The organism is Microvirga tunisiensis, from assembly GCF_009296175.1.
GTDB classification, from domain to species: Bacteria; Pseudomonadota; Alphaproteobacteria; order Rhizobiales; family Beijerinckiaceae; genus Microvirga; species Microvirga tunisiensis.
On the sequence record NZ_VOSK01000197.1, the window covers coordinates 1 to 12,483 of the forward strand.

The following is a 12,483-nucleotide window of genomic DNA, read 5'->3' on the forward strand; positions in this document are numbered from 1 at the left end:
GGTCATCGACCGCATCATCGTTCACGACGGCAGCTTGGAGATCCGTCATGTCATTCCCTTGCGCAGCCCTCCGCCGGGACGTGAGAGCACTGCTGACCCAGTTGCTCGATTGCGTTCGGATCGTATGCAGCCAGCAGCGCTGGTGCGAGGCATGGAAGACCCGGGCAGCCGCCGCCCGCAGCCCCTTGTGATCGTCGGCGATCACCAGCTTCACCCCGCGCAAGCCCCGGTCGGCGAGAGAGCGCAGGAAGGCGGTCCAGAACGGTTCGGCCTCCGAGGCGCCGGTGGCAATCCCCAGCACCTCGCGCCGGCCATCGCTGTTGACGCCCACGGCCAGTATCACGGCGGTGGAGACGATCCGACCGGCCTCTCGGGTCTTCAGGTAGGTGGCATCGATCCACAGATACGGCCACTCGCCCTCGATCGGCCGGGAGAGAAAGGCGTTGACGCGCTCGTCGATCTCCTCGCACAGGCGCGAGACCTGGCTCTTCGAGATCCCCGTCATGCCCATGGCTTTGACCAGATCGTCGACGGAGCGGGTCGAGATGCCGTGGACATAGGCCTCCTGGATCACCGCCGTGAGCGCCTTCTCGGCGGAGCGGCGCGGCTCAAGAAAGACGGGAAAGTAGGAGCCCTTGCGCAGCTTGGGGATGGCAAGGTCAATCCGGCCGGCGCGGGTGTCCCAGGCGCGCTCGCGGTAGCCATTGCGGTGAGTGAGGCGATCCGGGCTGCGCACCCCGGCTGGGGCTCCGGTCAGCGCCTCCACCTCCAGGTTCATCAGGCGCTCGGCCGCAAAGGCGAGCATGTCGCGGATGAGATCGGCATCAGCCCCCTTTTCGATCAGCTCGATCAGGGCCATTCTCTCGTCGGTCATCGTCGTCTCCGGGTCAGGGTCAGGTGTCGCAACCCGCACTCTAACCGAAGACTGGCGATGACCACCTCCCGGGCGGCATGCTGCGCTATGGGGAGCTTCGCACGCCGCCCTTGCGGGCCGCGCCTACACCACGTCCCGGGACGCTACCTGCGACAGCGGCGAGGGCTCACGCCAACGATCAGGCGCGAGCTGAGACGCCGCTCAGCCATCGAGCCGATGATCGGGCACATGAAGGCGGACGGGCGGCTGGGACGCAATCACCTGCTCGGAGCCGCCGGCGATGCGATCAACGCGCTGCTCGTGGCCGCCGGGCACAACCTGCGGCTGATCCTGAACTGGCTCAGGCTTTTTGTTGCCTGGATCATGGCAGCTCTGATGGATTCATTTGCGCAACCGGATACTTCTCAAGCCGCCTGAAATCCAGCGCCAACCCCGTGCCGACGCATTATTCAGGGCCGACTCATTACTGCGTCGCCAACATACCGGGAGCTGTCCCGCTGACTTCAAGCCAAGCCGTGAATAACGCCACGCTGCCCTTTGGTTTGGCGCTCGCCAACACGGGCTTTGCCTCCGTGCTCGAAAATCCGCATCTGCGTGCCGGCCTCAATGTCTATCGTGGCCGGCTCGCGAATAAGGCCGTGGCCGAGAGCCTCGGCCTGCCATTTTCCCCGATCGAACAGGCTGCGGCCTGATCCCAGAGGTCCCGACTGGGACGTTTCCTCCCTAACTTGGGCCACTCCTTCGGAGTGGCCCTCTTTGCGAGCACTCCACAAGTTCGCGCAACGCAATCTGTGGACTTTCAGCGTTCGTTGAGATGCCATGCGAGGTGTTATTGCTCGATCAAATCGTTGCCTTGCAGGCCAGGCGTGTCGGTGCATTCCGAATTGAAAGACTTCAGCCAGCAAACAACTCAAACGCTCTGCGAACACACCTCATTGAGATCGCCCATTGCGATGAGCGCCAGCTCTCGATGGCCCTGATCCCTCAGCAGGCTCGCTGCGCGCCACGCCCGGAAACCGCTACGGCAGCAGAGCACGATCCGACTCGATTCTGAGACATTCCGGCTCCGTTCCACGATCGTGTCGACAGTCGCGCGGCGGGCCTGCGGAAACGGAGAGACCGACACCTCATCAAGGCTTCGGAGCTCGAAGACCATGTCGTCGGCGGTGACATCCGATGGCGCGATAAACGGCGGCGCGAAACCAGTCGCGTCCGGCGCATCCAGGAAAGAGAACCCGCCAAACTCCAGTCTTTGCAGATCAACCGAAACCAATTGCCCAAGCGGTGATGGATCCAAGCCCAGGATCAGGGCCAACACCATCTGTGCCTGCAAGCCACCGAGCACGCCAACAACCGAGCCCAGGACACCCAGCGTGGCGCAGTTCCCAAGGTTCTGAGGCATATCCGGAAACACGGAGCGGTAGCTCGGAGCGCCAGCACAGAAGGCACCAACATAGCCCTTCAAGCCGACACAGGACGCACTGACCAAAGGTCTGCCCGCTGCCTTGCAGGCATCATTCAGAATGTACGTGACTGCGATGTTATCGGCGGCATCCACGATCACATCCGCGCCCCTCACGAGATCCTTTGCTGCGGCGGGGTCAAGTGCGATGGGCCGTGCGTCAACGACCACGGACGGATTGAGGGCTTCGAGAGCCTTCTGAGCCGCCTCGACCTTCAACTGGCCCAAGTCGGTGGTGCGATAGAGAGGCTGCCGGTGCAGGTTGCTCTCGTCAACGCGATCATGGTCGACAATCGTGATGCGCCCGACACCGGCCGCCGCGAGATATTGCAGGACGGGACACCCGAGACCGCCGGCCCCGACCACCAGCACCGATGATGAAGCAAGCTTGGCTTGGCCAGCCTCCCCCACCTCCGGGAGCACGATCTGTCGTGCGTAACGTGTGGTCATCCCATCATCCTCGTTAACGCGATCCAACGGCGAGTTTGTTGCTCCGGGTCCGGGTGCCGAAGAATGTCCGTCACCACCGCCGCACTGTCAGCACCAGCATCCAAAACACCTGGAACGCGGTCGACGGTCAGACCACCGATCGCCACGAGTGGAATCCCGCCAATGAGCTGCTTCCATTCCGTGATGCGGCGCAAGCCTTGGGGTGCCCAAGGCATCTGCTTCAGGACTGTCGGAAAGATGGGTCCCAGAGCAACGTAGTCCGGCGCAGCTGAGAGCGCCTGATGGAGTTCGCTGTGATCATGCGTACTTACCCCCAGCCGTAGGCCAGCCTGTCGGATGGCGGCCAGATCCGCGCCGGCGAGATCGTCCTGTCCGAGGTGAACGAAGGTGCAGCCTTCCGCAATGGCAAGCCTCCAATGATCGTTGACCACGAGCTGCGCGCCATGCTGCTCGCAGCAGATCTTCGCCTCGCGAATCTGACGGGCGATTGCAGCATCGGACTCGCCCTTGATGCGAAGTTGAACGAGTTTCACGCCGAGTGGCACCAGGCGTCGCACCGAAGCCGCGTTATCGACAATGAGATAGAAGGGATCGAGCACGAGGGTCATGCCAGCAGCGCCCTCCCGATAACCGGAGTTGACGGGCTCGCCATCTCCCGAGGCTCCATTGGAATGGAGTGTCGGGCGTGTCGTCCCGCTTCAACCGCCAGGGCGAAAGCCTTAGCCATCCCGACCGGATCACCGGCCTTGGCGACCGCGGTGTTCAGAAGAACCGCGTCGAACCCAAGCTCCATCGCGGCCGCCGCGTGCGAGGGCAGTCCAAGCCCAGCGTCGACCACGAGCGGCACATCGGGAAAGTGGGCCCGGAGCATCTTCAATCCGAAGACATTATTGAGACCCTTCCCTGAGCCGATCGGGGCCCCCCAAGGCATCAGAACGCGACATCCCACAGCCAGCAGGCGCTCGGCCACAACGAGGTCCTCCGTCGTATACGGAAAGACCTGGAAGCCCTCTTCGGTCAGAACGCGCGCCGCTTCCACCAAACCGAAGACGTCCGGCTGGAGCGTGTCCTCCTCGCCGATCACCTCGAGTTTGATCCACGGCGTCCCGAAGACCTCCCGGGCCATATGGGCCGTCGTGACCGCCTCCTTGACCGTGCGGCATCCCGCCGTATTGGGCAGAACGCGGGTGCCGAGATCGCGGATGATCGACCAAAAGGCCTGTCCGGCCCGATTGCCACTCGCCTCGCGCCGGAGTGAGACTGTCACCACCTCCGCCCCCGAGGCTTGGACCGCCGCGGCCAGGATAGCCGGGGACGGGTACTGTGCGGTCCCCAGCATCAAGGGTGACGCAAGCTCGCCATCATAAAACAGCATGCTCAGCCTCCCTGCATCGGCGCGAGAACCTCGAGGCGATCACCGTCGTTCAGCGCGATGGCCGATCGCCGGGATGCCGGCACAAAGCGTTCATTGACGGCAGTGGCGACGACGGCATCGCCAAAGTCGAGCTCACACAACGCGCACGACAGGATCCGCTCCTCAATCTCACGCTCCTCACCATTCAGGATAATCCTCATGTCTTGTCTCTCAGTTGCGGAATACGGCATCGGCGACCCGGATCGCAAAGGCAGGGGCGAGCAAAAGTCCGTGGCGATACAGGCCGTTGAAGTAGATCGTGCGGCCGCTTTCCCTGATTGCGGGCAGGTTGTCAGGAAAGGTCGGCCTGACATCGGCTCCAAACTCGATAATCTCAGCCTCGCCGAAAGCGGGGTGGACTGAATACGCTCCGTTGAGGAGTTCGACGGTTGAGCGTGCCGTGACGCGGCCTCGATCTGAACTCTCGATCATGGTCGCTCCGATCATGAAGAGCCCGTTCTCGCGCGGCACGATGTACAGCGGGATGCGCGGATGAAGCAGGCGGACGGGACGTTGAAGAAAAATCTCCCGGGTTCTGACAAGCAGCATCTCACCCTTGACGCCGCGCAGATCCGGAAGATCCCCCTGTGCGGCAAAGCCGCGGCAGTCGATGATGCGATCCACATCGCTATCCCCGGTGGGGGCCTCGGCACCAAATCGCATGGAAACACCAAGCTCAAGGAGCCGCGCAGCGAGTGCTGTCAGCGCGCTGCGGGGGTCAAGGTGCGCTTCGTCCACGAAGAATAGGCCTTTGTGGAACCGTCCTTGAAGGTCCGGCTCGAGGTCAGCAATTCGATCACTGTCGACCCAGTCGAAATGATCCGTTCTGCGCGCAAAGTGAGTGAGGTCACCCACGTCGCGTGGCTGTGCGACCACCAACGTACCTTTGCGCGTGGTCCCTGGAAATCGCCGCAGCCACCAGTCGATGGCACGATAGCCCAGTTCCGTTACGGCAGGATCTGCGCTCTCGCGTTCACACCAGGGCGCGAGCATTCCGCCGGCGTACCAGGAGCAAGCGGTCGCACCGAGGTGCGGGCCACGGTCAATCACCTCAACCATGGCGCCCCGCTCGGCTAATTCCAGCGCTGTTGTCAGGCCAGCAACACCGGCGCCAATGACACGGATGTGCATGCTGCTACTCCGAGGTTGGGACATAGAGCCTGCTGCCACCAGCCAGGAACTCCTGGCTCATGGCGTGCATTCCAACCAACCTCTCGTGATCCTCCGGGCTCATCGCCGCGACCTCAGCCCGCAGGTCCTGCGTGATCTTCATTGAGCAGAATTTTGGGCCGCACATGGAGCAGAAGTGCGCCACCTTGTGCGCGTCCTTCGGCAGGGTCTCGTCATGGTAGGCGCGCGCCGTATCCGGATCGAGCGAAAGATTGAACTGGTCCTCCCAGCGGAAGTCGAAGCGGGCCCGGGACAAGGCGTCGTCCCGCACCTGTGCGGCCGGGTGCCCCTTCGCGAGGTCCGCCGCGTGGGCCGCAATCTTGTAGGTGATGACTCCCGTCTTCACATCGTCCCGGTTCGGCAGGCCGAGATGCTCCTTCGGCGTCACGTAGCAGAGCATCGCCGTGCCGAACCAGCCGATCATGGCAGCACCGATGCCCGAGGTGATGTGGTCGTATCCCGGGGCAATGTCTGTGGTGAGTGGGCCAAGGGTATAGAACGGTGCTTCTCCGCACTCGCGGAGCTGCTTGTCCATGTTCACCTTGATCTTGTGCAGTGGAACATGGCCGGGTCCCTCGATCATGACTTGGCAGCCCTTGCCCCAGGCAACCTTCGTGAGTTCTCCCAGGGTCTCGAGCTCCGCGAACTGTGCCGCATCGTTCGCATCGGCGAGCGATCCGGGGCGTAGTCCATCGCCCAGCGAGAAGGAGACGTCATAGTCCCGCATGATGTCGCAGATCTCATCGAAGCGCTCGTAGAGAAAGCTCTCTCTGTGATGAGCGAGGCACCAGCGCGCCATGATCGAACCGCCACGGGAGACAATCCCGGTCACGCGATTGGCGGTGAGCGGCACATAATGCAGCCGCACGCCCGCATGAATGGTGAAGTAATCGACGCCCTGCTCAGCCTGTTCGATCAATGTGTCCCTGAACACCTGCCAATTGAGCTTTACCGGATCTCCGCCCACCTTCTCCAGGGCCTGATAGATCGGCACCGTGCCAATAGGCACCGGCGAGTTGCGCAGGATCCAAGAGCGGATGTTGTGGATGTTGCGGCCGGTGGAGAGATCCATCACCGTGTCGGCGCCCCAGCGGATCGCCCAGGCGAGCTTTTCCACCTCGTCGGCGGCCGTTGAGACCACGGCGGAGTTGCCGATATTGGCATTGATCTTGACCAGGAAGTTGCGCCCGATTGCCATCGGCTCCAGTTCCGGATGGTTGATGTTAGCTGGAATAATCGCACGTCCTCGGGCGACTTCCTGGCGCACGAACTCCGGCGTGATGAAGGGCGGAATCGCAGCCCCGAAACTTTCGCCATCGACGATCTTCGCCTCCGCCTCGGCCAGCATCGCCTCGCGACAGAGGTTCTCGCGGTGCGCGACATAGATCATCTCCTCCGTGATGACCCCGGCCCGGGCGAACTCGTATTGGGTCACCAACTGACCGGAGGCGGCACGGCGCACCATGCGCTTGGTCGGGCATGGCGCCACAAGCGCGTCGGCCGAAACATTCCCATTGTCCTCAGGTTTCACGGGGCGCGGCTCGACCGCTACATAATTCCGCGCCGTGATCCAGGGTTCGCGCACGAGCGGAAGACCTTTGGCAAGGTCAATGACCGCATCCGCCTCGGTATAGGGACCAGAGGGATCGTACACCCGTACAGGGGATTCGTCGGGGTCCGTCAGAACGATCTCGCGGTATGGAACCCGGATATCCGGGCGATCTGCGGGCGAGGCATAGATCTTGCGCGATCCCTGAATCGGGCCGGCGGTGACAGATTGGGGCGCACCCTTGGGCTTGTCAACGTGAACGGTCACTGGATCTCTCCTCTTACAAAGGGAGACCCGGGCAAAGCGAGCTGAGGGATTTGTGTCGCGCTCGATAGTTCCAGTCCCTCCGCCGGTACGACCCGGATCAGGTTCAAGGGTCACGGCGGATCAGCCGACTCTCAGCCCCTCACAGGGCTCCCCTCGGAACGGATGCGATCCTCGTCGACCCAATCTCGGCTGTCAAGAGCTGACAAGATTGGATCTTGCCAAAGGAGGGCCGAGGGATTATCACGGCAGCATCTCCTTGGGGTGCCCATTCGGGCTGAGAGGTCTCGCCGAGACCAACCCATCGAACCTGATCCGGACTATGCCGGCGGAGGGATTGCGAGATGATGAGTGCACCAGCGTCCGCACTGGATGCTTTCAGACTTCCAGAATTGGCCGGGCATCTGCTCAACCGCCTTCGCGGTGAGCGCACGCGCGTGCATGCGATCACGAACGCCGCGGCACAAACCCTTACGGCCAATCTTCTGTTCGCCGCTGGCGGCATTCCACCCCTGATCGTTGCATCGGTGGAAGTCCCGGCTTTTACCAGCCGCTCCGCTGCGCTTCTCGTCAATCTGGGCACGCTCGATGCCGACCGCCGCGCAGCGATCCCACAAGCTATCGCGACCGCGCACGCTCATGCCAAGCCCTGGGTACTCGATCCCATCTTCGTCGACGCCTCCCCACCCCGTCTGAAGTTTGCCCGCGCCTGTCTTGCGGGCAGGCCGCGTGTCCTTCGCTGCGATGCGGGCGAGTTCGCGGCTCTCGCCGACGGGGATGCGACGCCCGAAACCGTGCAGGCCTTCGCGAAAGCTTATGGCATGATCGTGGCTCTGACCGGCACGGTCGACTTGATCACGGATGGCGTCCGCATCGTTCGCGTCGAGAACGGTCACTCGCTGATGACCCGCGTGACCGCCATGGGATGTGCCGGAACCGCCCTTGTGGCAGCCTTCACGGCCTTGCATAGCAGCGCACTCGACGCGGCGGCCGCGGCTCTGCTTGTCACTCGCGTCGCGGGCGCGATCGCCGCGCGGGACGCAAAGGGGCCGGAAACATTCCAGCCGGCTTTCCTCGACGCCCTCTTCAACCTCGATACGCCAACCCTCATCACCCATGGGAGAGTCTCATGACCGCAGGCGATCTCAGGCTCTACGGTATCATTGATCCGGAACGGACGGGCAGCCGGGATCCTGTTGCGCTCATCCGCCAAGCCGTCACCGGCGCTTGCGGCAAATGGTCGATCAGGTCCTGAACTCGTGGGGCATTCCGGCATGACCGCCATCGCCGTCACTATCGCGGGCTCGGATTCAGGCGGCGGTGCCGGTATCCAGGCAGACCTCAAGTCCTTCTCGGCGCTGGGCGTCTATGGTGCCAGCGTGATCACCGTGCTCACGGCGCAGAACACAGTCGGCGTTCAGGGCATTCACGATGTTCCGCCCGCCTTCGTCGCGCAGCAGATCGACAGCGTCTTCTCCGATCTCACCGTCAATGCGGTGAAAATCGGTATGCTGTCACAACCCGCTGTCATCGACACTGTGGCGGAAAGTCTTGCGCGCTACAGCCCGACGCGAATTGTCCTCGATCCCGTGATGGTGGCGGCAAGCGGCGACCGACTGCTCGTGCCAAAGGCCGTCGACACCCTTTGCCGCGTACTGCTTCCCATGGCGCTGCTCGTCACGCCTAATCTTCCGGAGGCCGCGGTCCTCCTCGACGAGCCGCTGGCCCAGGACGAGCAAGCAATGTGCCGCCAGGCCGAGCGCATTCTCGCTTTGGGTCCCGAGGCCGTTCTACTGAAAGGCGGTCACGGCACAGGATTGGAGAGCACCGACATTTTCATGGATCGGCACGGCATGCAGCGCTTTGCAGCTCGTCGCATCGAGACACTCAACACCCACGGCACCGGCTGCACCCTGTCCTCGGCCATTGCAGCTGGGCTCGCCAAAGGTCTCCTGCTCGGCGACGCGGTTGCAGCGGCTAAGAGTTACATCAGTGCCGCCATCGCTGATTCCGATCAACTTCAGATCGGGCGTGGGCCCGGACCGGTGCACCATTTCTATGACCATTGGTCCTGAGCAATCATGTCATGCGGCACTTGGCGCTGGAGATTCCGTTTTCGCGATGCTCGCTGTCGTTTCCCCGCAAGCCTTCCGCCGGCACATGGTGACCGCGTGACCAAAGAACCACACCGGCCTCCGCGTCTCCGCACACCGGATCGCCGAGCGCATCAATGCGATGAGCAGCGGCCGATTTCAGATTCACCTTTTTGCGGCAGGCGAGATCGTGCCGCCGTTCGCGGTGCTCCATTTTGCCTTTCAGGTCCATGACACTGTTGATGCCTCCGGCGGTCTCGAACGGAACCGTCACGACGAGTCACACAGCCTAACATGTCCCCCATAATCCCACTCACGGTTCAGTCCCAGACTCGCCAGCTCCGCGCTTGGCTGTAACGCTGCCATCCTGCTGACCGCAACCGGCAGGCATCACACTGACCACAGCCAAAGCCCCATTCCTGCCAGGTGCGACGATCGCCGTTGTAGCAGGTATGCGTCTCATGCACGATCAGCTCAACGAGCCCGTCCCCACCGAGCGCTTCCGCGAGTGTCCAGGTTTCCGCCTTGTCGATCCACATCAGTGGCGTCTCGAGCACCAGCCGCGAGTTCAGGCCGAGATTGAGCGCGGTCTGGAGCGCCTTGATCGTGTCGTCGCGACAGTCGGGATAGCCGCTGAAGTCCGTTTCGCAGACGCCCGTCACCACGCGCTTGAGGCCGCGCTGGAAGGCGGCGATCGCCGCGAAGGTGAGGAACACCAGATTGCGCCCGGGCACAAAGGTCGCCGGCAGCCCGTCCGTGCGGCTGCTGGCCACCAGCAGGTCTGCGGTCAGTGCACTCACGCTGACCTCGCCCAGCACATCGAGCGGGATCACCCGGTCCGGTCCGAGGCGGCTGGCCCAGAGCGGCGACAGGCGAGCCACGCCCTGCCGGATCGGCTCCCGACACTCCATTTCGACGGCGTGCCGCTGGCCATACCAGAACCCGATGGTCTCGACCCGTTCGTAGTGTGAAAGCGCCCAGGCCAGACAGGTGGTCGAGTCCTGCCCGCCCGAGAAGACCACGAGGGCAGACGAGTCAGCGGCGTTCATGATCAGCTGGCGCGTAGTAGGTACAGGTCTCGCCGCAGCTGTCGCGGTAGATCGTCACCCTTGCGATCGGCCCGATATGCTCGATCCGATCGAAAATGAAACGGGTGATGTTCTCCAAGGTCGGCCGCTCCAGCCCCTCGATGCGGTTGAGGAACTTGTGGTCAAGCGTCCGGCGCATCTCTGCGAGCATGCCCTCCAGCAGACCAAGATCAATCAGCATGCCCGTTTCCGGATCGGGCATGCCGCGCACGGCGACCTCGGCCCGGAAGGAGTGCCCATGGATCTCCTCGCTTGCTGGCCCGAGGGTGGTGCCAGTGAGCGTATGGGCCGCTTCGAAGGTAAACGACTTGGTGAGTTCCCACATCAGCGGATTCCCAGATACTTGTGTGTTTGGAGGCTCAGCCGCCATTGCGGATGAGACAGGCAATACTCGACAGCCCGGGCCGTGTTCGCGATCTGATCTGGTCCATCCATCGGCTGAAGCGAGAACCGCTCGAAGGACAAGGTGGCAAACCGCTCGGGCGGGGCATCCTCCTGCGGAAAGACAAGCTTCAGTTCGTGACCAGCGCGGACCTTGAGTTCGGTGCTGCCCTTTGGGCTGACGCAGATCCAATCGAGACCCGGCGGCGGCTTCACCGTGCCGTTCGTCTCGACCGCGATTGTGAAGGAACGGCGGTGGAGCTCATCGATGAGAGCGGCGTCGACCTGGAGCAGTGGCTCCCCGCCCGTCAATACGACTAGCCGGTGAACAGTCCTGGGTCCCCAGAGCTCCTCGATCCGGTGGCACAGGTCGCCAGCCGTGACATAGCGCCCGCCGAAGGTCCCATCGGTGCCCACGAAGTCCGTGTCGCAGAACCGGCAAGCCGCCGCGGCCCGGTCACTCTCCCGTCCTGACCAGAGGTTGCAGCCGGCAAAACGGCAGAAGACGGCGGTTCGACCGGCTTGAGCACCTTCGCCCTGAAGCGTCAGGAAGATCTCTTTGACGGCGTAACTCATTTAGGTCTCGCTGGCGAACTTGCGCCTGACACGTGGCTGCTGGTCAGCGCTGATCCGGTCGGGAGACATCCGAAGGCGGAGATGTCGATGATGTCGTGTGGCACGCTGCGGCGCGTGAAGGTTCGCTCAGCTGCAATCTTGTGCGCGAGCATGACGGAGTCCAATCCGCCACAACAGATGACGAGGGTCTTCACCAGGGCTCCTTGTTTTGACCGGGTAGGCTGCGACCGGATCGGCTGACGTGCCGATGAACGTGGAGCGGATGGAACAGTGAACCCGTGGCTCTCCCAAGCGCTCGCACCATCCGCTTCTGCGCGGCATAAACGACAACAGACATACCGATGTCAATGAGAATGCATTCCATCAGATGCCTCCTCAGAGCCGTCATGACTTCTAAGTGGTGCATCCGGTAAGTCATGCGGCCCTCGGCAGCAGAGCGATGCCGGGTGAGCGGCGCGGCCGATGGCGGCGCCGCTGGCCCCAGACGAAGGGATGGCGGTGCGCGTTCCAGTAGATCGTGGAGCGGTGGATTGCATCGCTGATCTCGTCCCAACTCTCAAACCGCCGGCCCGCCAATGCCAGCGAGCGCAGGATCTTCCACCACGGCTCGATCAGGTTGAGATAGGCCGCGTACTTGGGCTGGAACACCATCTCCCAGCGCGGATGGGCGAGCAGGAACAGCAGCACGTCTGTCGTGCGGTGCGAACTCAGGTTGTCCATGATCGCGTAGATCCGCTCGGTCGTGCTCGGGATCCAGGTCTCAACGTGCTCCAGGAAGTCAACCCAATGGGCGCCGCCGCGTCCGGGATACGGATGCGTGAACGCTTCGCCGGTGGCCGGACAAAACGCGCCGAAGACATAGCCCTTGGCGCGGCGACCGTAATCGATCTCCTGCTTGGCGCGCTCGGCCGGTCGGGTGCGGGTCTGCACCAGCGCCCGTCCGGCATAACTCTTCGCGCTCACGGGTCCCATTTCGTCGAGGCAGATCACACAACTGCCCGCAGGTGGCTTGGTGTAGAGCGTTTCGATCGCCCCCTTATATGGGCCGATACGTCAGTCAAGTGCTGGTCGCAGGTGCTGCCGTGATCTCCGAGGTTGAGCCCGATGGCGCTCATGCGAACCGTTCGTCCGCATCACCTTATATCCGGTTGGGCCTAAGCCC

Annotated in this window: 15 protein-coding genes, 2 pseudogenes and 2 riboswitches; of the genes and pseudogenes, 5 read left to right on the forward strand and 12 right to left on the reverse strand. The window is 62.9% G+C overall.

The genetic code is table 11. The features are described 5' to 3' along the window. A partial coding sequence (locus FS320_RS29210) for an IS256 family transposase (RefSeq protein ID WP_244627466.1) occupies positions 1-874 on the reverse strand: 874 nt, incomplete at its 3' end. A gap of 150 nt (positions 875-1,024) precedes the next feature. On the opposite strand from FS320_RS29210, the pseudogene FS320_RS29215 reads away from it, so the two are divergent. Both FS320_RS29215 and FS320_RS29220 read left to right on the forward strand, forming a co-directional pair. Next, positions 1,025-1,291, forward strand: a pseudogene (locus FS320_RS29215) (transposase); the annotation flags it as partial. 35 nt (positions 1,292-1,326) lie between these two features. Further along, positions 1,327-1,566, forward strand: a pseudogene (locus FS320_RS29220) (alanine dehydrogenase); the annotation flags it as partial. Positions 1,567-1,784: 218 nt separating this feature from the next. On the opposite strand, the gene FS320_RS29225 reads toward FS320_RS29220, so the two are convergent. The 6 genes from FS320_RS29225 to thiC are packed head-to-tail and all read right to left on the reverse strand — an operon-like array spanning position 1,785 to position 7,186. Next, entirely contained in the window at positions 1,785-2,786 is a 1,002-nt protein-coding gene (locus FS320_RS29225; protein WP_152715776.1) for a HesA/MoeB/ThiF family protein, read from the reverse strand. Further along, on the reverse strand, positions 2,783-3,394 hold the full coding sequence (locus FS320_RS29230) for a thiamine phosphate synthase (protein WP_152715777.1): 612 nt from the start codon (positions 3,392-3,394) through the stop codon (positions 2,783-2,785). The genes FS320_RS29225 and FS320_RS29230 overlap by 4 nt, the downstream gene beginning before the upstream one ends. After that, positions 3,391-4,161: a thiazole synthase gene (locus FS320_RS29235; RefSeq protein ID WP_152715778.1), complete on the reverse strand. Its 771-nt coding sequence runs from the start codon at positions 4,159-4,161 to the stop codon at positions 3,391-3,393. The genes FS320_RS29230 and FS320_RS29235 overlap by 4 nt, the downstream gene beginning before the upstream one ends. A gap of 2 nt (positions 4,162-4,163) precedes the next feature. After that, a complete protein-coding gene (gene thiS / locus FS320_RS29240; protein WP_152715779.1) occupies positions 4,164-4,361 on the reverse strand; it encodes a sulfur carrier protein ThiS in 198 nt (65 codons plus the stop codon). A gap of 10 nt (positions 4,362-4,371) precedes the next feature. Beyond that, complete coding sequence (gene thiO / locus FS320_RS29245) at positions 4,372-5,331, reverse strand: glycine oxidase ThiO (RefSeq protein WP_152715780.1); 960 nt, start codon at positions 5,329-5,331, stop codon at positions 4,372-4,374. Positions 5,332-5,335: 4 nt separating this feature from the next. Next, positions 5,336-7,186 carry a phosphomethylpyrimidine synthase ThiC gene (thiC, locus tag FS320_RS29250; RefSeq protein ID WP_162003312.1) on the reverse strand — a complete coding sequence of 617 codons (1,851 nt, stop codon included), beginning with the start codon at positions 7,184-7,186 and terminating at the stop codon, positions 5,336-5,338. A gap of 56 nt (positions 7,187-7,242) precedes the next feature. Continuing rightward, positions 7,243-7,350, reverse strand: a riboswitch (TPP riboswitch). An 83-nt stretch (positions 7,351-7,433) separates the two neighbouring features. After that, positions 7,434-7,537: riboswitch (TPP riboswitch) on the forward strand. On the opposite strand from thiC, the gene thiM reads away from it, so the two are divergent. The 3 genes from thiM to thiD all read left to right on the forward strand — a co-directional run bounded on the left by thiM (position 7,528) and on the right by thiD (position 9,258). Next, positions 7,528-8,316, forward strand: a complete 789-nt coding sequence (gene thiM, locus FS320_RS29255) for a hydroxyethylthiazole kinase (protein WP_202882909.1) — start codon at positions 7,528-7,530, stop codon at positions 8,314-8,316. It overlaps the preceding riboswitch by 10 nt. After that, positions 8,313-8,438, forward strand: a complete 126-nt coding sequence (locus FS320_RS49890; protein ID WP_274597231.1) for a hypothetical protein — start codon at positions 8,313-8,315, stop codon at positions 8,436-8,438. Before thiM ends, FS320_RS49890 begins: the two co-directional genes overlap by 4 nt. Before the next feature lie 19 nt (positions 8,439-8,457). Next, positions 8,458-9,258, forward strand: coding sequence for a bifunctional hydroxymethylpyrimidine kinase/phosphomethylpyrimidine kinase (gene thiD, locus FS320_RS29260; protein WP_152715781.1), 801 nt, complete (start codon positions 8,458-8,460; stop codon positions 9,256-9,258). Between the two features lie 4 nt (positions 9,259-9,262). Here the strand turns inward: thiD and FS320_RS29265 are convergent, their stop codons facing one another. From FS320_RS29265 to FS320_RS29290, 5 genes are all read right to left on the reverse strand, one after another. Further along, positions 9,263-9,508: a hypothetical protein gene (locus FS320_RS29265; protein ID WP_152715782.1), complete on the reverse strand. Its 246-nt coding sequence runs from the start codon at positions 9,506-9,508 to the stop codon at positions 9,263-9,265. A gap of 88 nt (positions 9,509-9,596) precedes the next feature. Continuing rightward, positions 9,597-10,325 (reverse strand): 7-cyano-7-deazaguanine synthase QueC, encoded by a 729-nt coding sequence (gene queC, locus FS320_RS29270; protein WP_152715783.1) that lies wholly within the window; start codon positions 10,323-10,325, stop codon positions 9,597-9,599. Next, the gene (locus FS320_RS29275; RefSeq protein ID WP_152715784.1) at positions 10,312-10,689 is read right to left on the reverse strand and encodes a 6-pyruvoyl trahydropterin synthase family protein; all 378 of its coding nucleotides are present in this window, start codon (positions 10,687-10,689) and stop codon (positions 10,312-10,314) included. Before FS320_RS29275 ends, queC begins: the two co-directional genes overlap by 14 nt. Beyond that, positions 10,689-11,321 carry a 7-carboxy-7-deazaguanine synthase gene (gene queE, locus FS320_RS29280; RefSeq protein ID WP_152715785.1) on the reverse strand — a complete coding sequence of 211 codons (633 nt, stop codon included), beginning with the start codon at positions 11,319-11,321 and terminating at the stop codon, positions 10,689-10,691. Before queE ends, FS320_RS29275 begins: the two co-directional genes overlap by 1 nt. Positions 11,322-11,735: 414 nt before the next feature. Next, the gene (locus FS320_RS29290; protein ID WP_338105532.1) at positions 11,736-12,371 is read right to left on the reverse strand and encodes an IS630 family transposase; all 636 of its coding nucleotides are present in this window, start codon (positions 12,369-12,371) and stop codon (positions 11,736-11,738) included. Positions 12,372-12,483 lie beyond the last annotated feature (112 nt).